Raw genomic sequence first — 23,619 nt, 5'->3', positions numbered from 1 at the left:
GTGAGATCCGCGACGCGTCGCGGGGCGCCGTTTGCGACCCGGGCAGCCCTTTCTAGAGCGCGCGGATGTCCTCAGCTTGCCGTTGGGGTCCAAAATGGCCTGTGGTCGATCCGCCTCCGAAGCGCGCGCACGACCACACGGCAGTCAACAATCGGCCACAACCCATCGTTCGCCGACCAAGCCGAATCTCCGATCAGCTGACGTTGGAGGCGTGTGCACAACCGTTTCGATAGGGGCGCGACGGTCGATTCGCGGCAGGCTGTATCGCCAGTCCGCCGTGGTGACGGCGGAACCTAGAATTGGCGGATAAGGGTCTGAGGAGAAGCATATGGCCACGGCCAAGCAGGACTACGTTCGCTTCTTGCGGTGGTTGCACTCGTTGCAGCCGGCCGCTCCTGACCACGTCAGGCAGTTCGCGAACATGGTGCACGGCGACTTCGAGGCCGTCGCCGAAACGGCGCCCCAACGTCACGCCCGAGCCGCCCACTTGGCCGCCCTCGCTCGTCAAGGCTTGGCGACGACTGCTAGGGACATGCCGGAGGGCCAGGACGAAGACCAAGCGGCGGAATGGCCATGGACACGGCTTCGCAGCCTAGCAGTCGGGCCATTTCGCGGCTTCGTGCGCGAGGAGGTCTTCGACCTGCAGCGCCGGGTAGTTCTCTTCTACGGGCCCAACGGAGCGGGTAAGTCCAGCATTTGCGAGGCGATCGAGCGCGCCATGCTCGGGTCGGTCGAGGAGGCAGGTTTGAAGCGCCTCGAAGAGGCCGCGTATCTGCGCAACATCTATGCTGGCCGCTTCGCGGAGCCAAGACTCACAGTGACGGGCGCTGATCGCCGGGAAGCGCCCGTTCGCGCGAACGCGGACCTCTACCGCTTCTGCTTCATCGAAAAGAACCGAATCGACGCCTTCTCGCGAATCGCGCAGCGTCCGCAGGGGCAACGGGCGGAGCTGATCGCCACGCTGTTCGGCATGGAGAAGCTCAACGACTTCTGCAATCGCTTCAACGATCAGATCGATCCTGCCTTGGTCGTCGACGCTCGCAAGCAGAGGGACTTGCGACTCAAACAGGAAGCTTTCGCGCGAGACCGTGCGACGGCGAATGGCGAAGCCGAGACGCTCGCGCAGCACGACTCAGAAAACGAGGCCTACGCCGCGGCGTTCAGGCCCGAGACGACCTTCGCCCGCCTGCAGGAAATCATTGGATCGACGGAGGCGCCTGGTCGACTCGCCGAGCTGGACGGTCTGCTCAACGCGGTGCCAGGGTCAGTGATCGGCGTGGACAGCGTCAGCCTCGCGGCGGCTTTCGAATTCGCCAACACTGCGGCAGAGGCGCTGTCCACCACCACGCACGAGCTGCAGCGTCGCGCGAGCCAAGTCTCGTTCCGAGTACTGTATGGGGCGGTGGTGGCGTTGGAGACCGAACGCGCCGATCGGTGCCCCGCCTGCGAAACCCCACTGGACCAAGTAGCCCGCAACCCATTCGAGAAGGCGCGCGGAGGGTTGGGTGAACTCCGCGAGATCGCCGAGATGGAAGAGCGCCAAGACCGGCAGCGTGGCGCGCTGACGACGGCTTCGACCGAACTGCGCGCCGCACTGACGAAGCTCTCAGGCTTCGTCGTGACGCAAGGAGAGGCGGCCTCGGTCGTGGGCCGGCATCTGGTGGCGCTTCTGGCGCGGCCTGAAGGCGACGGCTGGTGGATGGACGTCTATCAGCCGAAGGCCGGGCAGGAAGACGGGCCGGCGTCTCTCGAGCAGCTCCTTGCCGTGGCCGAACGCGTCTTCATCGCCGACCAGACCATCCGGGCCCAGCACGATCGACGAGCTGAGCTCGCCGCTGAGCGCGAAGATCTGCTCGCGCGCCAGCGCCACTTCGATCAAAGAAAGCAGGCTCGCCAGAGAATCGTCGACGACGCGACCGCCGCACGCGAGAGCATCGCCGCCTTCGACGCGGCCAACGCGCGCCTCATCGCCGACGCCGAGCAGGAGCGGCTCGACATCTTGCGCGACGCACCGGTGCGCGACGCTTACGACATGTTCCTCCCCTATCTGCGGCGTTTCAGAAACGAGCTACCCGGCATGCTGATAGCGGGCCTCGGCGATGTGGCTCGTGACCTCTACAACGACTTCAACCGCGGCGACCGCGACGAGGACAAGCTCGCCCACCTCTACCTGCCGCTCACAGGCGAGCAGCGCATCCAGCTTGCGTTTCGAGGCGCCCCTGGCCGGCGCGTCGACGCGCTGCAAGTGCTGAGTGAAGGTCATATCCGATGCCTCGGGCTTGCGATCCTTCTGGCCAAGGCCACGAGCATCGGCTCGCCACTCTTGATCTTCGACGATGCCGTGAACGCGATCGACCACGACCATCGCCACGGCATAAAGGAGACGATCTTCGCCGGCGACCGCTTCCTCGCGACGCAGATCCTGGTCACGTGCCACAGCCCCGAGTTCATCAAGGACGTCAAGAACGCCATCCCGCGCGAACGGCGCGGCGATTGTCAGGAATACGCCCTCACGCATCACGAGGGCGACCACCACCCGCGCGTGCATCGGGACGTGCCCAGTAGCGCCTACATCGACAAAGCCCGAAACGATCTCGGCAGATTCCAGCTGCGCGACGCGCTGGCGAATTCCAGGCGCGCCTTGGAGATGCTGTCAAACAAAACTTGGAAGTGGCTGGGCTCACACGAGTTGGGTGAGCTCAGGCTGACGATGCATGGCCCGACCTCGCCGCTGAACGTGCGGGACCTGTGCGACTCGATCCGCGTCAAGCTTCGCGACAGCGCCACGTTCGACCACCCCAGCAAAGTGCCCATGCGCGACGCCCTGGAGGAAATCCTCAACGCCTCGAACCTGACGTGGAAATACCTGAACGGCGGAACGCACGAAGAGGAGGACCGGGACGAGTTCGACCGGGTCGAAGTGGAACTCGTTGTGTCCCGCCTGGAACGCATCGACGCCCTGGACCTGCGCACTCGCAGATGATCGCCTGGTCGGGGAGCGGAGTGCCGGACCCATGCCGCTAGGCCGCGCCGACGTGCTGCGGATCGAGGCCAGGCTGCTCAATGAGTGACCGCCTTTTAGGAGGCCTTAGATCGCAACGGGCCCTGAGCCGACCAAGCCAGCGTCTGATCGGCCGCCAAAAACCTGCCGTTCAAGCCAGCAATACGTGGATCTCGGGCGGCCGGTGCTTGCGAGAGCCTTCGGCCCTTGGTTCACTCGCACAGTCGGCTGCGCCGTGCGAGATACTTGACGGGTCAGGGAAGGAGAAAACGTGGCATTGGTCAAGATTGCGGGCACAGACAGTGTCTCCAAATTCAACGAGATTTTCAGCGCAGCTCATGCAAGGTGCCAGCGCGGCGGGGGTCTCCAGTACGAGCCACATTTTGTGCGGAGCCTTATCTCCGGACCAACCGTCGCAGCTTTGAACAACGCGTGTCCCAGTCTCTACGATGGCGCCAGGAACAAGGTGAGTTTTCGTGCGGCGTTCTTGCACCAATCCCCTTTCGCTAGTTTCACGGCTTCCGGAGCGGCGCTTTGCCGGCGTGAACTTGCAGACGCGATGTTTGTTGCCTATGTGACCGAACCCGATGCCGCGGGTGTGCACACGGTGGTCCGTCGTTCAGCGTGCCTGCTGATGTTCAAAACTTCCGATGAGCTGAACCCTAGAGCTTTTGCCTTTGATCCGGCAGCCGGCCCTCCCCCCTCTGGGACGGACGAACAGCAGTTCTACCTCTTCAACAGGTGGCCATCGTTCGAACTGCAGACAGGCAGCAAGCTCGCACCGAAGGTGCATGGCAACTTCGACATCGCGGTGCAGGGAGTTGCCCCCCCCACCACTTCGCACGATGTCGGCAAGTTCGCTGTGGTCTGGCAATCCCCGGCGAGCTTCCCGTCGACCTGGTTGGTCGATGCGAATCCGGTGCACTGGCTCGCGGGAGAGCCCATTCCGAACTTCTTGATGAAACCGCAGGATGCGTCGCTCGGAACGCTGCTCGATGAATTCATCGGAGGGGACGCTGACATCGGTCGAGACTTCTACCCGCAGCCGCCTGCCGTGCGGAACTGGAACGCTCTCATGGGCACACTGCTGGGCTACCCGCTGCCTGGACCGGCAGCGCTAGGATCGCCATTGCCAAGCGTCAATGGCAACTTAAGGAACAAGAGCTGGGCAAGTCAACTTCGAGACGTTAATCCGAATGGGCTTGGATTCATGACGTTGAACTCGGGGCCAGTCGGAATGGGGTTGATCGAAAGTGTCGATGCCGCGTTCGCGACCATCGCGCAGCACTCGCGCGAGTTGACTGGTTCCAGCGCGTGGCCGTTCGCTACATACCCGGGGTGGGGCTACTTTGGACGATCGGTCGGCAATCTGCAGGGCCATGTATTGGCTGAGGATGACGAAGGAAGCCCCTTTCCGGTTCTGATCGCAACCGTCAGCAGATTTCAGTCCGAAGAGCAGCCACGAGAATCTTCTCGGTTGACGCTGAGTATGCGAGCTGACGCTTGCCAGCTCGCAGCTCGATGCCTCCGGGAACTCAGGAGCGCACTGCCCTGAATTGCCGTCCGACTCGGATGAAAGGAACCCGGGTGTCCCGCCTTGGAAATTCGGCCGCGCCATGTTCGACACGGCGGCGGGGCAAAGGCGTCGTCGACCAGCTTGCGGCTCACCTGGCAGCGACAGCGCTCGGTCAGCGCAGCTTCAACTCCGCTACAGATGAATGCGAGAGCGACCTGTCCTCGGTGGCAGCTCATGGCCGCATCCTGCCTGTCGACCCTAAGCAAGACTGCGTCAATCGTCGACGTTTTGGTATTGCTCGATTTGGCACGCATAGGTACCCGGCTGGGTCGAGCACACCGAATAAGCGTGAGGCGGGGTGCCTGCACAGCCCGCCAGGGCGGACAAAAGAATCGCACTCGCCATCTTTTTCATGCCCCTCCTATCAGCGGTCTGCCGGCCGGATTGAGCGGCATTCTCTGACGTGACGAGGATGCCTTCCCAGTTGCCGCGAGCATAGCCAGCCGGGGTGTCGTCGGGAAGGCCCCGTTGCGGCCGTTGGGTTCGATCCCGATGCCGGTGATCCCCGATCGTCGAACAGGGCGCCAACGCCGCCGCCCGTCCCGGACGCCCCTTCAACTCGCAGAACACCAGCTGGGGGTGTAAGCCACGGGGGCATATCCAGAATGTGCCCCCACTTCCAGAATCTATGCCCCCAAAATGTGCCCCCATGTGCCCCCGGATGCTGGCAAACTCCGGCGGACCGTGTCGGACGCCCAGCGAGGTGTTTTCAGAGGAGAAATGAAAAAGTCCGGAAGAGTTTGAACTCTTCCGGACTTGTATCTGGTCCCGCCGCCAGGAATCGAACCTGGATCTCAGCCTTCGGAGGGCCGAATTCTATCCGTTGAAATACAGCGAGAGGGTGCTTCCGGAATATCGGAAGCCTCACATTATCGCCGATCAGCCGGCGCTCGCCACGGGTCGGTCGAATCCAAGCCCTTCGAGGTACACCCGGAAGGTCTGGCGCCCGGTCGCCACGAGGTCGAAAGCGGCCGGGTCGAGCAGCCAGTTCTGGATCAGTCCGCTGATCAGCGCATGCAGCCCCTGGGCCGCCGCCGCCGCCGGGATCGGCAGCCGCTTGCGGGCGCGGCGGGCGCCGGCCACCATCGCCTTCTCGAAGTCGATCACGCAGGTGTTGCGCGCCGCGAGGTGGCGCTGTTGCACCGACTCCATGTCGTGCGTGTACTCGACCTTGTGGGTGGCGATCTCGAAGACGCGGCGCACCTGCATGTCGGTGGTCATCAGCTTCAGCGCCTCGACCATCTGGTACTCGACGTCGTCCATCGGGCCGACATTGGCGCCGAGCACCGCCTTCGCCACCTCGTCCTCCAGCGGCAGCCTGACGCGTTCCATCATGGCGTTGAAGAGCGCCGCCTTGTCCTTGAAGTGCCAGTAGATGGCGCCCCGCGTCGCGCCGGCCTGGTGCGCGATCTGCTGCAGCGATGTCTGGGAAACCCCCTGGGCCTGGAACAGCACCTCCGCAGCGTCGAGCAGGCGGTTGCGCGTCTCCTGGGCCTCCTCTTTGGTGCGTCTGGCCATTTTGTCGTCTCCCCTTCTTAGAATCCCATCGCTTGGGCAAGGTCGTCACTATACATCCATGAATGTATGTAAACTACGGCTCTTTTCCCGATAGTCAAGATCGCCGTGTTGCTTTAGGCACCCGCGCGATCGCGCACCGTCCCCGTACTCCCTTCAAAGGAATCACATGCCCGACCTGCATGTCTCGCGCCCACTGTTGTTTTCGCCGCGCCTCGCCACCGTTGCCGCCGCCGTCGTGCTCGTCGCACTGACCGCCTGCAGCAAGGGCGAAGCAACGAAAGGCGGCGCCGGCGGCGGCGCCCCGCCCGCGCCCGAAGTCGGCGTGGTGGTCGCGACGCCGACCAATGTCGGCCTGGTGACCGAACTGCCGGGCCGCCTCGAGGCCTCCCGCGTGGCCGAGGTTCGCGCCCGGGCCGCGGGCATCCTGCTGCAGCGCGTGTTCCAGGAAGGCAGCGACGTCAAGGCCGGCCAGGTGCTGTACCGCATCGATCCCGCCCCCTACGCCGCCGCCGCGCAGAGCGCCGAGGCCAGCCTCGCGCGCGCCGAAGCCAACGCGGTGCAGGCCCGGGCCCTGGCCGAGCGCTACAAGCCGCTGGTCGAGGCCAACGCCGTCAGCAAACAGGAATACCTGAACGCGGTGGCCGCGCAGAAGACCGCCGAGGCCGATATCGCAGTGGGTCGCGCCGCGGTGCAGACCGCCAAGATCAACCTGGGCTACGCGACCGTGACGGCGCCGATCGCCGGCCGCATCGGCCGCTCGCTGGTGACCGAGGGCGCACTGGTGGGCCAGAGCGACGCCACGGCGCTCGCCGTGATCCAGCAGATCAATCCGCTGTACGTGAACTTCACGCAGTCGGCCACCGACGTGCTGCGGCTGCGCCGCGCGATGCAGGAGGGCCTGTTCAAGCGCGCCAGCGGCGGCGACGCAGCCAGCGTGCGCATCGTGCTGGAGGACGGCACCGAGTACGCGCAGTCAGGCCGGCTGCTGTTCTCCGACCTGACGGTCGACCAGACCACGGGCCAGATCACGCTGCGCGCCGAGGTGCCGAACCCGAAGGGCGACCTGCTGCCGGGCCTCTATGTGCGCGTGCGCCTCGAACAGGCCCAGGCCACCAATGCGATCACGGTGCCGCAGCAGGCCGTCACCCGCACCCAGCAGGGCGACACGCTCACGGTGGTGGGCGCGGACGGCAAGCTGAGCAAGCGCACGGTGAAGATCAGCGCCGCCCAGAACAACCAGTGGGTGGTGCTCGACGGCCTGAAGGCCGGCGAGCAGGTGATGGTCGACGGCTTCCAGAAGCTGCAGATGATGCCGCCCGGTACGCCCGTGAAGGCGGTGCCGTGGACCGGGCCGAAGGCTTCCGCGACCCCGGCCCCTGCCGCCTCGGCGGCTGCCGCTCCGGCTGCGGCCGCGAAGTAAGGAGCCCGCCCGCATGGCCAAGTTTTTCATCGACCGCCCGATCTTCGCGTGGGTGATCGCACTGTTCATCCTCGTGGTGGGCGGCGTGGCGATCACGCAGCTGCCGATCGCCCAGTACCCGCCGGTGGCCCCGCCGGCCATCGTCATCAACGCCGCCTACCCCGGTGCCTCCGCCCAGACGCTGGAGGACAGCGTGCTGTCCGTCATCGAGCGCGAGATGAACGGCTCGCCCGGCATGATCTACATGGAGTCGGTGGCGCAGGCCGACGGCACCGGTTCGATCACGATCAGCTTCGCGCCCGGGACCGACCCGGAGCTGGCGCAGGTGGACGTGCAGAACCGGCTCTCGCGCGCCACGCCGCGGCTGCCCGCGGCGGTGACGCAGCAGGGGGTGCGGGTCGACAAGTCGAACAACAACTTCCTGCTGTTCACGATCCTGTCGTCCGACAACCCGGCCCTCGATCCGATCGCCCTCGGCGACTACGCGGCACGCAACATCGTGCCCGAACTGCAGCGCGTGCGCGGCATCGGCCAGGCCCAGCTCTTCGGCACCGAACGTGCGATGCGGATCTGGCTTGACCCGGCCAAGATGCACGGCTTCAATCTGTCGTCGGCGGACATCAACGCAGCGATCCGGGCGCAGAACGCGCAGGTGGCCTCGGGCACCATCGGCGACCTGCCGAACGTGACCGGCCAGGCGATCGCGGCCACGGTGGTGGTCAACGGCCAGCTCAGCAACGTCGAGCAGTTCGGCAACATCGTGCTGCGCGCCAACACCGACGGCTCGGCCGTCCGGCTGCGCGACGTCGCCCGCATCGAGCTGGGCGGCCAGGCCTACGCGACCTCGGCGCGCCTGAACGGCGAGCCCGCGGTGGGCATCGGCGTCCAGTTGGCGCCGAGCGGCAACGCGCTCGAATCCGCCAAGCTGATACGCGCCAAGATGGAAGAGCTCTCGCACTTCTTCCCGCAAGGCGTGAAATGGGACATCCCCTACGACAGCTCGCGCTTCGTGAAGATCTCGATCTCGCAGGTGGCCGAGACCCTGGTCGAGGCCGTGGTGCTGGTGTTCCTGGTGATGTTCCTGTTCCTGCAGAACTGGCGCTACACGATCATCCCGACCATCGTGGTGCCGATCGCGCTGCTGGGCACTTTCGGGGTGCTGCTGGCGCTCGGCTTCTCGATCAACGTGCTGACCATGTTCGGCATGGTGCTGGTGATCGGCATCGTGGTGGACGATGCGATCGTGGTGGTCGAGAACGTCGAGCGCATCATGAGCGAGGAAGGGCTTTCGCCGCTGGAAGCCACGCGCAAGGCGATGAAGCAGATCTCGGGCGCCATCATCGGCGTGACCGTGGTGCTGATCTCGGTGTTCGTGCCACTGGCCTTCTTCGCCGGCTCGACCGGCAACATCTACCGCCAGTTCTCGGCCGTGATGGTGGCGGCGATCAGCTTCTCGGCCTTCATGGCGCTGTCGCTGACACCGGCGCTGTGCGCCACGCTGCTGAAGCCGGTGGAAGCCGGCCATCACCATGCCAAGACCGGCTTCTTCGGCTGGTTCAACCGCGGTTTCTCGCGCACCGCCAAGGGCTACGAAAGCCTGGTGTCGCGCATCCTGCGCCGCGCCACGCGCTACCTCGTGATCTACGCGGCGATCATCGGCGCGGTGGTGTTCGCCTACATGCGGGTGCCGACCTCGTTCCTGCCGCAGGAAGACCAGGGCAACATCATCGTCAACGTGCAGCTGCCGCCGGGCGCGACCCAGGAGCGCACGCTCGACGTGATGAAACAGGTCGAGGGCTTCATCCTCAAGCAGCCCGAAGTGCAGAGCATGGTGGGCGTGCTGGGCTTCAGCTTCTCGGGCCAGGGCCAGAACGCAGGCCTCGCTTTCGTGACGCTCAAGGACTGGGACAAGCGCAAGGAAGCCGGCCAGTCGGCCGAAGCGCTGGCCGGTCGCGCCTTCGGAGCGCTGTCGGGCGTGCGCGATGCCTTCATCTACCCGCTGAGTCCGCCGCCCATTCCCGAGCTGGGCAACGCCAGCGGCGTGACCTTCCGCCTGCAGGACCGCGCCGGCGCGGGCCACGAGGCGCTGGTGAATGCCCGCAACCAACTGCTGGGCATGGCCGCCCAGAGCAAGATCCTGACGCAGACGCGCCCCGACGGCCTGGAGGACGCGCCGCAGCTGCAGATCGATATCGACCGCGACAAGGCGAATGCGCTGGGCGTGACCTTCGACGCGATCAACACGACGCTGTCGACCGCGCTGGGCTCGAGCTACGTGAACGACTTCCCGAACCGGGGCCGCCTGCAGCGCGTGGTGGTGCAGGCCGATGCGCCGGCGCGGATGCAGCCGGAAGACCTGCTCAAGCTGAACGCGCTCAACGCGCAGGGCAAGCCGGTGCCTTTGTCGACCTTCGCGAGCACGCGCTGGATCACGGGCGCGCAACAGACCGTGCGCTACAACGGCTACCCGGCGATGCGCATCAGCGCCAGCACGGCGCCGGGCTACAGCACCGGGGCGGCGATGGCCGAGATGGAGAAACTTGCCTCGCAGCTGCCGGCCGGCTTCGGCTACGAATGGACCGGCCAGTCGCGGGAAGAAAAGCTCGCCGGCTCGCAGGCCATCATCCTGTACGGCTTCGCGATCCTGGCGGTGTTCCTGTGCCTGGCCGCGCTGTACGAGAGCTGGACGATTCCGCTGGCGGTGATCCTGGTGGTGCCGCTGGGCGTGCTGGGCGTGCTGCTGGCGACCATGCTGCGGTCCTATTCGAACGACGTGTACTTCCAGGTCGGGCTGATCACGATCATCGGCCTGTCGGCGAAGAACGCGATCCTGATCATCGAGTTCGCGAAGGACCTGCAGGCGCAAGGCAAGGGCGTGGTCGAATCGGCGCTCGCCGCCGCCCACCTGCGGTTCCGGCCGATCATCATGACCTCCCTGGCCTTCGGTCTCGGCGTGCTGCCGCTGGTGCTGGCCTCCGGCGCCGGCTCGGCGAGCCAACGCGCCATCGGCACCGGCGTGCTGGGCGGCATGGTCACGGGCACGGCGCTGGCCGTGCTCTTCGTGCCGGTGTTCTTCGTGGTCGTGCGCACCTTCTTCAAGGGCAGCGCACGTCAACACGAGGCCGACAAGCGCCATGCGCAGGCCGCCGGCATCGAGGAAGAAAAACATGACTAAGCAATTCATATCCACGGCCCTGGCAGGCGCAGCCGCGCTGATGCTGGCGGGCTGCTCGCTGATCCCGACCTACGAGCGCCCGGCGGCGCCGGTGCCGGCCACGTTCCCCAACGCGGCGGCGGCTCCGACCGCGCCCGGCCAGCCGCAGGCCTCGACCATCGCCTGGCAGGACTACTTCACCGATCCGCGGCTGGCCAGGCTGATCGAGACCGCGCTCGCGAACAACCGCGACCTGCAGGTGGCGATCCTCAACATCGAGCAGGCGCGGGCCCAGTTCCAGATCACCCGCTCGGCGCTGTTCCCGACGCTCAACGCGACGGCCAGCGGCTCGCGCCAGAGTCCCTCGCTCACCGGCCCGGGCGTGGCATCGAGCTACACGGTCGGCCTGGGCGTCACGGCCTGGGAGCTCGACTTCTTCGGCCGCGTGGCCAGCCTCAAGGACTCCGCGCTGGCCCAGTACCTGGCCACCGAGGAAGCCCGCAAGGCGACCCAGATCAGCCTGGTGGCCGCCGTGGCCAACGGCTGGCTGGCGGTGCTCGGCGACGACGAGGCGCTGGAGATCACGCGCCGCACCATGGTCACGCGCGACGACTCGCTCAAGCTCACCAAGCTGCGCTTCGACAACGGCGTGGCCTCGGAGATCGACTATCGCTTCGCCGAAGCGCAGGCCGAGACCGCGCGCGCTGCCTACGCCCAGCAACAGCGCCTGCGGATGCAGGACGAGAACGCGCTGGCCCTGCTCATCGGCGCACCGGTGCCGCCGGAGACCACCACCGGCAGCCCCGAGGGGCTGCAGGCGCTGGCGCCGATGCAGGAACTGCCGGCCGGCCTGCCTTCGGAGCTGCTGACCGAGCGGCCCGACATCCGCGCGGCCGAGCAGCAGCTGATCGCGGCCAATGCCAACATCGGTGCCGCACGCGCCGCCTTCTTCCCGCGCGTGACGCTGACCACCTCGATCGGCACGGCGAGCACCGAGTTCTCCGGCCTGTTCGACAGCGGTTCGAAGGCCTGGGCCTTCGCGCCGCAGATCACGCTGCCGATCTTCGATGCCGGGCGCAACCAGGCCAACCTGGACTCGGCCCGCGCCGGCCAGAAGATCGCGGTGGCGCAGTACGAGAAGTCGATCCAGTCGGCATTCCGCGAGGTGGCCGACGCGCTCGCGGGCCGCGCGACCTACGACGACGAACTGCGCGCCCTGGTGGCCCAGTCCAAGGCCGAGGAGGTGCGCTTCCAGTTGTCCGACATGCGCTATCGCGGCGGCGTGTCCAGCGGGCTCGACCTGCTGGACGCCCAGCGTTCGCTCTTCACCTCGCAACTCGCGACCGCCCAGGTCCGGCAGGCAAGGCTGCAGAACCAGGTCGTGCTCTACAAGACCCTGGGCGGCGGCTGGGCCACCAAGTGACGGCCGAGGGCCCTCGGGGCCGGCCCGGACGGCCGGGCCCCGGGGGGCTCTCTATAATCCGCGGTTGATCCAAAAAAAGCCCCCGATACTGAGGACGCAATGAGCGACGCACCGCACAACCAGGCCGCAGAAGAAGCCCACACCGGCCCGATCAAGAATCCGAAGCAGCTGCTGCTCGCGGTATTTTTCTCCTTCATCGTTCCGATCCTGATCATCGTCGGCCTGGTCTCGTTCGTCGTGTCCGGCACCCATCCCTCGGGTTCGGAGCAGGGCGAAGGCATGTCGCTCTACGGCGTTTCCAAGGACGTGCGCGATCGCGACATCGCCGATCGCCTCAAGAAGGTCGGCTCGGTCGAGATCCGCGACGCCAACCGCCCGCTCGCCACCGGCGAAGCCGTGTTCAAGGCCCAGTGCGTGGCCTGCCACGGCGCCCCGGGCATCCCGGGCGCTCCGCACCAAGGCGATGCCGCGGCCTGGGGCCCTCGCATCGGCCAGGGCTACGCCACGCTGCTGGAGCACGCGCTCAAGGGCAAGGGCGCGATGCCGGCGCAAGGCGGCGGCGACTTCGAGGACACCGAGATCGGCCGCGCGGTGGTCTACCTGGCCAACGCCGGCGGTGCCAAGTTCCCGGTGCCCGAACGGGCGGCCGCGGCGGCCCCCGAAGGCACGGCGGCGGCCGATGCGGCCCCGGCGGCCAAGTAGCCCGGATCGCCCCCACAACAAAAAGCCCGCGCGATGCGGGCTTTTTTGCGTTCTGTGAGCGCCTGCGCTCAGAGCGGATGCGCAGGCTGGCCCGCCGCCGGGCTCAGCACGTGCCCGAAACGGGCCGGAAGATCCTCGGCGCGGACGTTTTCGGGCACCCAGCGCCCCTGCTCGATCGCCTCGGCCGCCAGGCCCACGTCCTGCGTGTGGACCAGGCCCAACCCGATGTCGGCGACCAGGTAGAGCTTGCCGGCGTCGTCGAGCAGGCAGGCCGTGGGTTCGACCGGCCGGCCGCTGTGAGACGTGACCGAGAAGTCCTCGGCCACGCGCCAGATCCACGGCGCGGCCTCGAGTTCGACATACACCCGCTGCGGCCCGTTCTGGAAGAACCACTGGCCCCGCTCGTCGTGCTCGTAGTTGCGCTGGATGAAATCGATCAGCTTGTCGTGCCGCAACTGCGAGCCCTTGGCCTGCGCGAACGGCCCCATGGCCTGCGTGCCGTCATCGCGCATGAACCAGTTGCCACGCGCATCCAGCCCGAGCCAGCCGTAGCAGTGCGGCACGTTGGGCCATTTGGCCAAAGCCTGTTTGACGATGTCGTCCATAAGCATATTTTGCTCCTCCCCAGGTTGCCCCGCACTTCGTGTCGGGGCGCCCACCCCCCACCGGGGGCAACACCAGCGGCCCGGCGAAGCCGGTTCCGCGGCGTTCCACGAAGGCGGGCCTGGCTTCGCCTGCCCATTGGGTCAGGGGTGGTCTTTCAACCAGTCGATGACGCGTTCGGGCATGGCGCGGACGTGGCCGGGGGGTGCCCCGAGCGGGAAACCCACGTGGCCGCCGTGGGCGGGCTGCCAGAGCGTCACGTGGCTGCCGACCTCGTCCTGGCGCGGCAGGCTGGCCGCCGGCACGAAGGGATCGTTGATGGCGTTCACGGCCAGTGCCGGAATCCGGATCCGGTGCAGGTGCGGCTTGGCCGAGCCGCGGCACCAGTAGTCGTCGGTGCCGCGGAAACCGTGCAGCGGCGCGGTGAACACGTCGTCGAAGTCATGGAGGTCGCGGGCCGCGAGCAGCTTCTCGCGGTCGAACAGGCCCGGGTGCTGGGCCAGCTTGGCCAGCGCCTTGGGCTTCATGGTCGACAGGAACATGCGCGTGTAGACCAGCCGGTTGAAGCCGCGGCCGATGGCGGCGCCGCCGGCGGCCAGGTCCAGCGGCGCCGAGACCGAGGCCACTGCGCTCGCCAGCTTCGAGGCTTCGCTGCCGGCCTCCTCGGCCCAGCGCAACAGCGCATTGCCGCCGAGCGAAATGCCGACCGCCCGCATGGGTTGCGCGGGGTCCCGACGCTCCCGCAGCCGCGCAAGGATCCAGCCGATCTCCTCGAAATCTCCCGAGTGGTAGGCCCGCGGCGCCAGATTCAGTTCGCCGCTGCAGCCGCGGAAATGCGGCACTGCGTAGTCCCAGCCCTGCGCGTGCGCGAAGGCGCCGAAGACTTCCGCGTAGTGGCTGCGCGACGACCCTTCGAGGCCGTGGAACAGCACCAGCAGCGGCCGCGGTCCCGCTCCGGCGGCATCCAGGAAGTCGACGTCGATGAAGTCGCCGTCGGGCGTGGTCCAGCGCTCGCGCCGGTAGTCGGGCAGCGGCACCTCGGCGCGCCGGGCATACAGCGCGGGCCAGATGGTCTGCAGGTTGCCGCCGGGCAGCCAGCGTGGCGCGACGTATTGCATGGTTCAGTGCAGGGTCTGCGGCACCTCGCCGGCATCGCCGGGCTCGTGCGCGCTGCCGGGACTCGCGTGGTGCGCGACCATGCGCCAGCCCTGCGCGGTGCGGTGGTAGACGTTGGTGGCCAGCACGAAGGCATGGCGCGGCCCCTCGGCCGTCAGCACCTCGATGCGCTCCAGCACGTTGTGCACCGCGCTGGCGAGCGACTCGACCTTGCGCACGCGCGCCGGCGTGGCCTGGATCGTGCCGTTGCCGAACATGTGCTCGAAGGCCGCGCGGATCGCCTCCGGCCCAACCAGCCTCGGGCCGCCGGGATGGACGCAGAACACCTCTTCCTCGTCGGCCCAGCAGTTCATCAGGGCGTCGACGTCGCCGCGCTGCAGCGCTTCGTAGAAAGCGGCTTCGACGTCGTCGGCGGTGCCGCCGATGGCGCTGGCGCGGAGTTTGGCTTTGGTGGACATGGGTGGTACTGCCGGAAGTAGTGATTCTGCATCCGTCGCGTGACCGGCGCGCTCAGCGAGGCGCAGCCACCCAGCCTTCCACCACCGCGCTCAGTTCGCCCTGGGTGGCGCGCCACACCAGCTCGGGGGCGGCCACGTGCACGCCGGTCGGGGCGAGGCGCAGCGCGACGTCGATCAGTTCGGCCACCTTGGACGCCCGCACCGGCTGCTCGCTGGCCGGCACCATGAAGCGGGCGATCGACAGCATCCAGGCCGCCAGCCGGTCGCCCAGGTTCGCGAAGCGGACCGCCGCCGGCTTGCGCGCCGAGCGCACCAGCAGCACGCGCTCGAAGCCCAGCGCCACCACGGCCTGCTCGTCGAGGCTGGCCAGGCCGTGCTTCAAGGCCTCCGGCAGCCGGCCCTGGTCGTGCGGCTGGACCACCGCCAGCGTCTGGACGCCGCAGGCGCGCAGCCAGCCCGCGAGCGCCGGCAGTTGCGCCGGCTCGGGCGTCCACAGCGCGCGCTCGCGGTCGTAGTAGAGCCGAGGCGGCTCGAACAGCACCAGCGCGGTGTCGGCCCTGACCAGCGGCCACTGCGCGATCGGCAACGCCGGCGTCAGCACGGTCTCGACGCCGCGCAGGCCGTCGCGGATCGGCTCGCGCGCCAGCACGAGGGTGTGGTCGAAGCGATGGCGGCCGGCCAGCCGCCGAACCAGCTCGTGGCCGAGCGCGCCGGTCGCGCCGGCGATCAGCAGCGTGCCCTTCGGCGGGCCGCCGTCCGAGCCCGGCACAGGCCTGCGATTCGCGGCCTGCAGGGCCTGGAAAGGATCGATCGCCATCCATCTATGCTACCTTTGCCGACTTCGCACAGAGAGGGTTCGGACATGTTGAAACGCTGGCTTCTGATCATCGTCGCGGCGCTGTCGCTCGCGGGCTGCGGCTACAACGACTTCCAGCGCCTCGACGAGGCCAGCAAGTCGGCCTGGAGCGAGGTGCTCAACCAGTACCAGCGGCGCGCCGACCTGGTGCCCAACATCGTGGCCACGGTCAAGGGCCAGGCCAACTTCGAGCAGGAGACACTGACCAAGGTGATCGAGGCGCGGGCCAAGGCGACCTCGATCCAGGTCACGCCCGAGACGCTCAACAACCCCGAGGCCTTCAACAAGTTCCAGCAGGTGCAGGGCGAGTTGTCCAGCGCGCTGTCGCGCCTGATGGCGGTGTCGGAGCGATACCCCGAGCTCCAGGCCAACCAGGCTTTCCGCGACCTGCGCGTGACCCTCGAAGGCACCGAGAACCGCATCACCGTGGCGCGCAACCGCTACATCCAGACGGTCCAGGAATACAACGTGCTGGCCCGCAGCTTCCCGACCAACCTGACGGCCAAGGTGTTCAGCTACCAGCCCAAGGCCAACTTCACGGTTCAGAACGAAGCCCAGATCTCGACCCCGCCGACGGTCGATTTCAGCGCGCCGAAGAAGTAAGGCGCGGCCCATCACCATGACGGCTGGTGTGCGCATCCGGCAGGCGCTGACGGCCTTCCTCCTGATGGCGGTGGCGCTGTTCGGCGCCCAGGCGCAGGGCCTGCTGCCCGTGCCCGCGCTGAACGCGCGCGTGATCGACCAGACCGGCACGCTGAGCGCGGCCCAACGCAGCGCACTCGACGCCAAGCTGCAGGCCTTCGAGCAGAAGAAGGGCTCGCAGATCGTGATGCTGATGGTCGCGACCACCCAGCCCGAGGACATCGCGAGCTACGCCAACCGGGTCGGCAATGCCTGGAAGATCGGCCGCAAGGCGGTCGGCGACGGCATCCTCGTGGTGGTGGCCAAGGACGACCGCAAGATGCGCATCGAGGTCGCGAAGACCCTCGAAGGCGCAGTGCCGGACCTTGCCGCCGCGCGCATCATCGACGAGGCCATGAAGCCACGCTTCCGGCAGAACGATTTCGCGGGCGGCCTCGACGCGGCGGCCGACCAGCTCATCGCGCGCGTCAACGGCGAGGCACTGCCCGAAGTCGATGCACGCGGCGGCGACTTCGGCGACGGCCAGGGCTCCGCCCGCGGCTTCGACTGGCAGGACCTCGGCATCTTCCTGTTCGCGGCGGTGCTGGTCGGCGGCCCGATCGCGCGCCGCATCCTGGGCAAGATCCCGGGCTCGCTGGCGCTGGGCGGCCTGACCGGCGTCGTGGTGATGGTGCTGACATCGAGCCTCGTGATCGCCGTGCTGGCCGGGCTGGGCGCCCTGCTCTTCACGCTGCTGTCGATGGCCTTCGGTGCGGGCCCGGCCATCGGCCGCCGGGGCGGTGGCGGTTTCGGCGGCGGTGGCTTTGGCGGCGGCGGCTGGGGCGGCGGTTCGTCTTCTGGCGGCGGCGGCTTCAGCTCCGGCGGCGGCGGCGATTTCGGCGGCGGCGGCGCCTCGGGAGACTGGTAGCCATGACATCGCCTTCTTCTTCACCATCCTCCGCCTCGCTCTTCGCTCGCCTCGGCCGCCTGTGGCGCCATCGCTGGACCGACGAGGCCGACGTGCGCCGCGCGTTGCCGGCCGAACTGCTCGAGCGCCTGACGCGCCGCGTGGCGGCCAGCGAGCGGCGCCACAGCGGCGAGGTCCGCATCTGCGTCGAGGCCGGCCTGCCGCTGTCCTATCTGTGGCGCGGCGCGCCGGCGCGCGAGCGCGCGATCATGCTGTTCGGCAAGTTGCGCGTGTGGGACACCGAGCACAACAACGGCGTCCTGATCTATCTGCTGCTGGCCGAGCATGCGATCGAGATCGTCGCCGACCGCGGCATCGATGCCCACGTCGACGCCGAGCAATGGGCCGCGATGGCGCAGCGCATGGGTGCCGCATTCCGCGAGGGGCGCTTCGAGGACGGGCTGACGCAGGCGCTCGAAGAAGTATCGGCCTTGCTGGTCGCGTACTTTCCGCTGGCCGAGGGTCAGGCGGATCGCAATGAGCTCCCGGATGCGCCGGTGGTGCTGTAGGCAGCGGAATTGATCAGGTCGGCGACGCCGACGCCGACGCCGACGTGGGCCGTGGTTTGAACGAACGGCTCGACCTGACGAAGGCGAGCAGCGGTCTTTCCGTCAAGCCGTACGCAATCAACGCATAGACCACGCAGGACGAGAAAGTCAGGCCCCAGAAAACCGCGCTGGAGCCCGGACCCGCCGGGACGGCGATCCGACCGGAAAGCCAAGCGGCGGCCCATACCGCCATCACGACCATGTGAGAGAGATAGAGCGTGTAGGAGCAGTCTCCGAGAGCAACGAGAGGCTTCCAGACTCGCAGCCCTGCACGCTCTGCCGCGGCCATGCCCAAGAGCAGAAGCGAATAACCAGCGCCGATCAAGACCACACGGTCGATCGATGCGGTGGAGATCACATCCGACCCATCGACGGCGCCGAGCATGCAGGCTAGGACGACGAGCGCCAATCCCGAAACTGACAGCCCCACGGCCCGAGCACCGGAAAGACCTGCTCCGACTGGCGACACCCACAGGCAGCCAGCCAGAGCCCCGAAGATGAACTCGACGCCGAACGGATGCACGACGACGCGCTGATAGACGTCGGCCGGAACATCGCCGAAAGCCCGGAAGAGCAGAACACTCGCCAGCCACGCGGCCAGCACCCACGGCACTTTTTTCTTCGGAACAAGCATGAGCATCGCGAACACCAGATAGAACCAAAGCTCCAGCGTCAATGACCAGGCGACCACCAGGAGAGGCAGGGCTTCGGACGGAAGCAGAAGGAAGGATCCCCACAGGTCAATTTGTCGACCCGACTTGTTGATCATGGATGGCAGCAGAAGCTGAACCGTCACAAGCGTGAAGAAGTAGATCCAATAGGTCGGATAGATGCGGAAGGCCCGATGCAACAGAAAGCTCGCTGATTCCGTCAGCCCCTTGCGGTTGGCGGTGGTCATCGCCATGACAAATCCACTGACAACGAAGAAGAGATCCAGGCCAGTCTGTCCGAAGGTGAAGAGATCGGGTAGAACCGGATGAGACAGGAACTTTTGATCGAAGCCGTAGGCGTGGAACCCGAGCACCATGAGCGCGGCAAGTCCGCGCGCGGCCTGGAGGGTGTGTATTTTCTTCATGGGGTACACGCCACAGACCGAGGCGATTTCGAACCAACGAGTGGCTGAGGACGCCTGGCGGATGCAGACCTCTTCATTGAGCGTGGGTCACCCTGGCGGCCAATCGGGCATGCCCGCAAACTCGCGCGACGACGCGTTTGGAGAGCATCCGAACGGCGACGTCAAAACCATTGACGACGTCATCGGGGTTCTCGACCATGGCTTGCATGCTCGCGAATCGATACCTCGGATCGGCCGGTATGCTCCAGGCCGTGTCCCCGGAGGCGTCGGCTCCGTAGTAGAAGAAGTCGGTCGAGAGCCAGTCCGCTGAATCGGGAGCAGCCATGAGATGGGCCGACACGTTCACTCTCGGCTCGTAACTGCTCGACCACAACCGGGTCGCCATGCCTGCATCGGCAAATGCGACACACAGCACTGCCTCCGGGCGACGCGATTCTCGGTCGTCGCGGCGGCGCAGCGTGTTCGGCACAGGCGTGACGCCTTCGGCCTTCGATGTCTCGAAGCCTGCCGAGGTCAGATCGACAAGCAGATTGGCGATGAGCTTGGCGCCCAGCAATTCGCGAGTGACTCCCATCCTCTGACGGAAAGTCGCACATCTTCCTTCTTCGTCGTTCGTCCGGAGCGTCGCGACGGACATGAAGGCGGGTGCCAAGTTGCTGTCCCGGAATTGCAGCTGGGCCGGCGATGCGACAGGCATCAGTGCGATGGCTGGCGTGTCGGACTCCTCGTTGGGTCGACGCGACTCGGGACAATGATTCGACGCGCCCATCCTCGAATGCGGCATCAAGGCTGCCGACGCATATCGCTCTGTTCTCACTTCGCTCCCCTCTTCTCTAGAAACCGCTGTCGGGCTGACGTGCCACGTGCACTGCACAGGCCAATTCATTCGCCCGCGAGTCGGCAGTCAATCTGAGAAATAGAGGGTGAACGGCTTGGCCAACACACTTTAGAAATCGCACGCAGAGACGTCTACGAGAACGCTCCGAGGGATCCGTCAGAAACGTCCGCGATGTCGCTCGAAAGAGAGTTCTTAGTTCGGATCAGACGAGTCTCATGGATGAGTGACCGAGTCGCTCGGTAGCCTCATCCCTTGATTCACTTTTGAACTTTTCGCCAACAATGCTCAGCCAACGAACTCTCATAGAAAAGCTCTTGACCTTCGCCTGCGTCACGCTGGCCGGTTGTGGCGGCGGCGGTGCCGATGGCACCTTCTCCGACATGGCCCCACCTCCTTCAGCAAGCTCGAAGGATTCGGCTGTATCCATGGAGGCGGCCAAGCCGCCGACCGCTTGCACGATCGAACTCTACGGCGACTCCATCATGGCGGGCAATGGCTCCGCCGAGACGCCGGCAATGACGCTACAACGCGTGCGGCCCGGCCTCGAAGTCGTCGCGGACCATTCGGTAGCGGGCATGCAGCTCGCGGCGTTGGCGACGGTGTTTTCGAGCGAAGCGCGCAGCGCCCGCATCGTGGTGATAGAGAACGGCGTGATCGACTCATGGCGTGGGTTGCCGCCGAACAACTTCAAGGCCGCACTCGAAGCACTGATCTACCAGCTTCGCGCCGAGGGTCGCACGCCGGTGCTGACCGGCTACTCGCGGCAGGCGCCGAACGCCATTCTTTCCCTAGAGGCCATCGCGCGCCGGGACGCATATGATGGCCTCGCTCGGTCAGTCGCCGCCGCCGCCGGCATCGAGTTCGCAAATTGGGGCTCGGTGCAATTCGAAGGCGCAAACGATCTTCTGGATGGCGTGCACCCCAATAAGGACTACAGCGACCGCCTCGTCGAGCGCCTTGCCGTCACCCTCGACAAGGTGGCGCCGGAATGCGTCCCTGTGCAGACCGAGTCGCAGGTGGGCGAGACAAAGCCATGATGCACAGCGACGAGCCCGCAGCGGCAAGAGCCGGTTCGTTATCGAATCAAAGTTCCAGGTTCATCGGGCGATGTCCGCGCAGCATGTTCGTGCAAACGGTTTTAGCCAGCGCCGCGCGGCCTTGAAGCCGTGGCGGCTTCAAAGGCCAGATCATCAGCCTATGAAGACGATGACCTGTTCCTGCGGAACTTCCTCAAGGGCTACAGCAACTCAACCAATTCGTCGACCGGGGCCGTCACCGTGTGGTGCATCCACGCCCAGTGCGACGACCAGCCGCGCCGCGCCGGTCGTCATGCCAGCGATCCGGCCTGGGTCAGCAGATCGACCGCGTGCTCGCGCAAGTCGATGGCTCCGCGGCCCCGGGTATCAGATTCGTCCATCCGGCGATTTTGCAGGAACGCTGAAGCGTCGACGCCATGGGCGCGCCGGGCCTGCGTGCTACCAGTTCGTCCACTTGAGCTCGCTGGCCGCCGAGGCCACGGTGCGTTCGATGAAGCGCACCCCGCGCGCGCCCTCTTCCACGCGCGGATAGTCGGCTGCGAGCGGATCGGCGGGCCGACCCTCGAGCCGGGCGCGGATGTCCGCAGCGATGCCGCCGTACACATTCGCGAAGGCCTCGATGAAGCCCTCCGGATGGCCGCTCGGCAGCCGGCTCGCGCGCCGGGCCGACTCGGCGAGCCACGGCGAGCCGCGCGTGAGGATGCGCTTCGGGCCGTCGTGCGGAAAGTGCGTGAGTTCGCTCGGCTGCTCCTGCCGCCAGACGAGCGTGCCGAGCGTGCCCGAGACGCGCAGCCGCAAGTCGTTCTCCAGGCCGGTGTTGACCTGCGACGCCACCAGCACGCCGCGCGCGCCGCCGCGAAAATGCAGCAGCAGGCTGCCGTCGTCGTCCAGCGGACGGCCCGGCACCAGCGAACTGAGGTCGGCGCAGAGGCTCTCGATCTCGAGGCCGGTGACGGTCGCCACCAGGTTCTCGGCATGCGAGCCGATGTCGCCGATGGCACCCGCCGCGCCGCTCATCGCGGGGTCGCTGCGCCAGGCGGCCTGCTTGTTGCCCTCGCCTTCGAGCCGCGTCGCGAGCCAGCCCTGGTTGTATTCGACGACCACCTTGCGGATCTCGCCGATGTCGCCCGCGCGCACCATCTCGCGCGCCTGTCGGACCATCGGGTAGCCGGTGTAGTTGTAGGTGACGCCGAACACTGTGCCCTGCCGCGCCACCGCGGCGACCAGCGCATCGGCCTGTTCGCGCGTGTGCACCATCGGCTTGTCGCACACCACATGGAGGCCGGCGTCGACGAAGGCCTGCGCCACCGGGTAGTGGACGTGGTTGGGTGTGACGATCGAGACGAAGTCGATGCGCTCGCTCGCGGGCCGCCTCAGTTCGTCGTCGAGCAGCGCGCGCCAGTCACCGTGGTTGCGGTCATCGGGCAGGAAAAGATCGCGGCCCGAGGCCTTGGCCTTCTCGGGGCTCGACGACAGCGCACCGGCGACCAGTTCGATCTGCCCATCGAGCGCGATGGCCTTGCGGTGCACCGCCCCTATGAAGGCGTCGCGGCCGCCGCCGACCATGGCGTAGCGCAGCCTGCGAGAAAAAGTGTCGTATGTCATGCAGTTTCAAGCGCCGCGAAGCGCGCCCTTGGTGGAACACCGAGGAACCGGCTTTGCCGGGCCTCTGGTGTTGCCCCCGGTAGGGGGTGGGCGCCCGGACACGAAGTGCCGGGCAACCTGGGGGCGAGCAATCAGAACGGCGAGTCAGGGTGGTAGAAACTCTTCGCGTTGTCCTTGGTGATCAGCACCGAAGGAATGATCGTCGTCGCCGGCAGCTTCTCGCCCTTCAGCCGGGCCTCGGCCGTCAGCTTGATCGCGTCATAGATGAACTTCGGCGAGTAGCTCACGTCCGCCTGGATGCGCGGGTCCTTGCCGTCCATGATGGTCTTGACCATGCCCTTGGCGCCGGCACCGCCGAACACCACGAGGATGTCGTCGCGCTTGGCCTGCTCGATGGCCTTCAGCACGCCCACCGCCATGTCGTCGTCGGCGGCCCAGATGGCGTCGATCTTCTTGAAGCGTGTCAGGTAGTCCTGCGTGACCTTGAAGGCGTCGTCGCGGTTCCAGTTGGCGTACTTGGCGTCCAGCAGCTTGATGTCCGGGTAGTTCTTGAGCACGCTGTTGAAGGCGTCCATGCGCTCGTTGTCGAGCGTGGTCGCGATGCCGCGCAGCGCCACCACGTTGCCCTTGCCGCCCAGCTTCTTGGCGATGTACTCGGCCGGGATCTTGCCGAAGGCGGTGTTGTCGCCGGCGACGTAGGCGTCCTGCGCGCTGGTGTCGGTGAGGCCGCGGTCGACCACCGTGACGTAGGTGCCCTTGGCCTTCACCTGAGCGACCGGCTTGGTGAGCGCGGCCGACTCGAACGGGAAGATCACGAGCGCGTTGATCTTGCTCACGGTCGACAGATCCTGCAGCTGGTTCGCCTGCTCGGGCGCGTTGGCCGCGGTCTTGATCGTGATCTTCAGGTCCTTGTGTTCTTTCTCGAGGTCCTTCTTGGCCTGGTTGGCCCAGTAGTTGATGCCGCCCATGAAGCTGTGCGTGGCCGCCGGAATCGACACGCCGAGGTTGACCGGCTCGGCTGCCAGCGCCGGGAAGGCCGCGAAGCTCGCGGCGGCGACGGCGCTCAGCGCCAGGCGTCGGGTGATGGATGTCATGCTTCTT

At 66.7% G+C, this 23,619-nt stretch carries 19 protein-coding genes and 1 tRNA gene; 10 read left to right on the top strand and 10 right to left on the bottom strand.

Annotation, left to right across the window (positions count from 1 at the left end):
• Positions 1–328 precede the first annotated feature (328 nt).
• Positions 329–2,983 carry an AAA family ATPase gene (locus tag AB4Z46_RS02595; protein ID WP_442281917.1) on the top strand — a complete coding sequence of 885 codons (2,655 nt, stop codon included), beginning with the start codon at positions 329–331 and terminating at the stop codon, positions 2,981–2,983.
• A gap of 289 nt (positions 2,984–3,272) precedes the next feature.
• The gene (locus AB4Z46_RS02590; protein WP_442281916.1) at positions 3,273–4,556 is read left to right on the top strand and encodes a hypothetical protein; all 1,284 of its coding nucleotides are present in this window, start codon (positions 3,273–3,275) and stop codon (positions 4,554–4,556) included.
• 784 nt (positions 4,557–5,340) lie between these two features.
• Here the strand turns inward: AB4Z46_RS02590 and AB4Z46_RS02585 are convergent.
• Positions 5,341–5,415: transfer RNA gene (locus AB4Z46_RS02585), tRNA-Arg, on the bottom strand.
• 41 nt (positions 5,416–5,456) lie between these two features.
• Positions 5,457–6,095, bottom strand: a complete 639-nt coding sequence (locus AB4Z46_RS02580; protein WP_442281915.1) for a TetR family transcriptional regulator — start codon at positions 6,093–6,095, stop codon at positions 5,457–5,459.
• A gap of 166 nt (positions 6,096–6,261) precedes the next feature.
• On the opposite strand from AB4Z46_RS02580, the gene AB4Z46_RS02575 reads away from it, so the two are divergent.
• From AB4Z46_RS02575 to AB4Z46_RS02560, 4 genes are all read left to right on the top strand, one after another.
• Positions 6,262–7,515, top strand: a complete 1,254-nt coding sequence (locus AB4Z46_RS02575; RefSeq protein ID WP_442281914.1) for an efflux RND transporter periplasmic adaptor subunit — start codon at positions 6,262–6,264, stop codon at positions 7,513–7,515.
• 13 nt (positions 7,516–7,528) lie between these two features.
• Positions 7,529–10,690 (top strand): efflux RND transporter permease subunit, encoded by a 3,162-nt coding sequence (locus tag AB4Z46_RS02570; RefSeq protein ID WP_442281913.1) that lies wholly within the window; start codon positions 7,529–7,531, stop codon positions 10,688–10,690.
• On the top strand, positions 10,683–12,092 hold the full coding sequence (locus AB4Z46_RS02565; RefSeq protein ID WP_442281912.1) for an efflux transporter outer membrane subunit: 1,410 nt from the start codon (positions 10,683–10,685) through the stop codon (positions 12,090–12,092). Before AB4Z46_RS02570 ends, AB4Z46_RS02565 begins: the two co-directional genes overlap by 8 nt.
• A gap of 99 nt (positions 12,093–12,191) precedes the next feature.
• Positions 12,192–12,794 carry a c-type cytochrome gene (locus tag AB4Z46_RS02560; protein ID WP_442281911.1) on the top strand — a complete coding sequence of 201 codons (603 nt, stop codon included), beginning with the start codon at positions 12,192–12,194 and terminating at the stop codon, positions 12,792–12,794.
• A gap of 68 nt (positions 12,795–12,862) precedes the next feature.
• On the opposite strand, the gene AB4Z46_RS02555 is transcribed toward AB4Z46_RS02560, so the two are convergent.
• The 4 genes from AB4Z46_RS02555 to AB4Z46_RS02540 form a co-directional block, all read right to left on the bottom strand.
• Positions 12,863–13,399, bottom strand: coding sequence for a DUF2946 family protein (locus AB4Z46_RS02555; RefSeq protein WP_442282241.1), 537 nt, complete (start codon positions 13,397–13,399; stop codon positions 12,863–12,865).
• Between the two features lie 141 nt (positions 13,400–13,540).
• A complete protein-coding gene (locus AB4Z46_RS02550; RefSeq protein ID WP_442281910.1) occupies positions 13,541–14,515 on the bottom strand; it encodes a YheT family hydrolase in 975 nt (324 codons plus the stop codon).
• Between the two features lie 3 nt (positions 14,516–14,518).
• Positions 14,519–14,971 (bottom strand): YybH family protein, encoded by a 453-nt coding sequence (locus tag AB4Z46_RS02545; RefSeq protein WP_442281909.1) that lies wholly within the window; start codon positions 14,969–14,971, stop codon positions 14,519–14,521.
• A 52-nt stretch (positions 14,972–15,023) separates the two neighbouring features.
• Positions 15,024–15,788, bottom strand: a complete 765-nt coding sequence (locus tag AB4Z46_RS02540; RefSeq protein WP_442281908.1) for a hypothetical protein — start codon at positions 15,786–15,788, stop codon at positions 15,024–15,026.
• A 45-nt stretch (positions 15,789–15,833) separates the two neighbouring features.
• On the opposite strand from AB4Z46_RS02540, the gene AB4Z46_RS02535 reads away from it, so the two are divergent.
• The 3 genes from AB4Z46_RS02535 to AB4Z46_RS02525 are packed head-to-tail and all read left to right on the top strand — an operon-like array spanning position 15,834 to position 17,924.
• The gene (locus AB4Z46_RS02535; protein WP_442281907.1) at positions 15,834–16,430 is read left to right on the top strand and encodes a LemA family protein; all 597 of its coding nucleotides are present in this window, start codon (positions 15,834–15,836) and stop codon (positions 16,428–16,430) included.
• Between the two features lie 16 nt (positions 16,431–16,446).
• The gene (locus AB4Z46_RS02530; protein ID WP_442281906.1) at positions 16,447–17,376 is read left to right on the top strand and encodes a TPM domain-containing protein; all 930 of its coding nucleotides are present in this window, start codon (positions 16,447–16,449) and stop codon (positions 17,374–17,376) included.
• A 2-nt stretch (positions 17,377–17,378) separates the two neighbouring features.
• The gene (locus AB4Z46_RS02525; RefSeq protein WP_442281905.1) at positions 17,379–17,924 is read left to right on the top strand and encodes a TPM domain-containing protein; all 546 of its coding nucleotides are present in this window, start codon (positions 17,379–17,381) and stop codon (positions 17,922–17,924) included.
• 13 nt (positions 17,925–17,937) lie between these two features.
• Here the strand turns inward: AB4Z46_RS02525 and AB4Z46_RS02520 are convergent, their stop codons facing one another.
• Together AB4Z46_RS02520 and AB4Z46_RS02515 are read right to left on the bottom strand one after the other, a co-directional pair.
• Complete coding sequence (locus AB4Z46_RS02520; protein WP_442281904.1) at positions 17,938–19,038, bottom strand: acyltransferase family protein; 1,101 nt, start codon at positions 19,036–19,038, stop codon at positions 17,938–17,940.
• A gap of 73 nt (positions 19,039–19,111) precedes the next feature.
• Entirely contained in the window at positions 19,112–19,735 is a 624-nt protein-coding gene (locus AB4Z46_RS02515; RefSeq protein WP_442281903.1) for a hypothetical protein, read from the bottom strand.
• A 455-nt stretch (positions 19,736–20,190) separates the two neighbouring features.
• On the opposite strand from AB4Z46_RS02515, the gene AB4Z46_RS02510 reads away from it, so the two are divergent.
• Positions 20,191–20,913 (top strand): SGNH/GDSL hydrolase family protein, encoded by a 723-nt coding sequence (locus AB4Z46_RS02510; RefSeq protein ID WP_442281902.1) that lies wholly within the window; start codon positions 20,191–20,193, stop codon positions 20,911–20,913.
• A 438-nt stretch (positions 20,914–21,351) separates the two neighbouring features.
• Here the strand turns inward: AB4Z46_RS02510 and AB4Z46_RS02505 are convergent, their stop codons facing one another.
• Positions 21,352–22,518 (bottom strand): Gfo/Idh/MocA family protein, encoded by a 1,167-nt coding sequence (locus AB4Z46_RS02505; RefSeq protein WP_442281901.1) that lies wholly within the window; start codon positions 22,516–22,518, stop codon positions 21,352–21,354.
• Between the two features lie 131 nt (positions 22,519–22,649).
• The gene (locus tag AB4Z46_RS02500) at positions 22,650–23,612 is read right to left on the bottom strand and encodes a substrate-binding domain-containing protein (protein WP_442281900.1); all 963 of its coding nucleotides are present in this window, start codon (positions 23,610–23,612) and stop codon (positions 22,650–22,652) included.
• Positions 23,613–23,619: the final 7 nt, after the last annotated feature.

This window comes from Variovorax sp. M-6, from assembly GCF_052114385.1.
Taxonomy (GTDB): Bacteria; Pseudomonadota; Gammaproteobacteria; order Burkholderiales; family Burkholderiaceae_C; genus Variovorax.
The sequence above is the reverse complement of the archived record's forward strand: the minus strand, read 5'-3'. Positions and strand labels throughout refer to the sequence as shown.

Coding starts and splice junctions, on each gene's coding strand:
- AB4Z46_RS02595 (WP_442281917.1), top strand. CDS start 329: ATGGCCACGGCCAAGCAGGACTACGTTCGCTTCTTGCGGTGGTTGCAC.
- AB4Z46_RS02580 (WP_442281915.1), bottom strand. CDS start 6,095: ATGGCCAGACGCACCAAAGAGGAGGCCCAGGAGACGCGCAACCGCCTG.
- AB4Z46_RS02575 (WP_442281914.1), top strand. CDS start 6,262: ATGCCCGACCTGCATGTCTCGCGCCCACTGTTGTTTTCGCCGCGCCTC.
- AB4Z46_RS02570 (WP_442281913.1), top strand. CDS start 7,529: ATGGCCAAGTTTTTCATCGACCGCCCGATCTTCGCGTGGGTGATCGCA.
- AB4Z46_RS02565 (WP_442281912.1), top strand. CDS start 10,683: ATGACTAAGCAATTCATATCCACGGCCCTGGCAGGCGCAGCCGCGCTG.
- AB4Z46_RS02560 (WP_442281911.1), top strand. CDS start 12,192: ATGAGCGACGCACCGCACAACCAGGCCGCAGAAGAAGCCCACACCGGC.
- AB4Z46_RS02555 (WP_442282241.1), bottom strand. CDS start 13,399: ATGGACGACATCGTCAAACAGGCTTTGGCCAAATGGCCCAACGTGCCG.
- AB4Z46_RS02550 (WP_442281910.1), bottom strand. CDS start 14,515: ATGCAATACGTCGCGCCACGCTGGCTGCCCGGCGGCAACCTGCAGACC.
- AB4Z46_RS02545 (WP_442281909.1), bottom strand. CDS start 14,971: ATGTCCACCAAAGCCAAACTCCGCGCCAGCGCCATCGGCGGCACCGCC.
- AB4Z46_RS02540 (WP_442281908.1), bottom strand. CDS start 15,788: ATGGCGATCGATCCTTTCCAGGCCCTGCAGGCCGCGAATCGCAGGCCT.
- AB4Z46_RS02535 (WP_442281907.1), top strand. CDS start 15,834: ATGTTGAAACGCTGGCTTCTGATCATCGTCGCGGCGCTGTCGCTCGCG.
- AB4Z46_RS02530 (WP_442281906.1), top strand. CDS start 16,447: ATGACGGCTGGTGTGCGCATCCGGCAGGCGCTGACGGCCTTCCTCCTG.
- AB4Z46_RS02525 (WP_442281905.1), top strand. CDS start 17,379: ATGACATCGCCTTCTTCTTCACCATCCTCCGCCTCGCTCTTCGCTCGC.
- AB4Z46_RS02520 (WP_442281904.1), bottom strand. CDS start 19,038: ATGAAGAAAATACACACCCTCCAGGCCGCGCGCGGACTTGCCGCGCTC.
- AB4Z46_RS02515 (WP_442281903.1), bottom strand. CDS start 19,735: ATGCCTGTCGCATCGCCGGCCCAGCTGCAATTCCGGGACAGCAACTTG.
- AB4Z46_RS02505 (WP_442281901.1), bottom strand. CDS start 22,518: ATGACATACGACACTTTTTCTCGCAGGCTGCGCTACGCCATGGTCGGC.
- AB4Z46_RS02500 (WP_442281900.1), bottom strand. CDS start 23,612: ATGACATCCATCACCCGACGCCTGGCGCTGAGCGCCGTCGCCGCCGCG.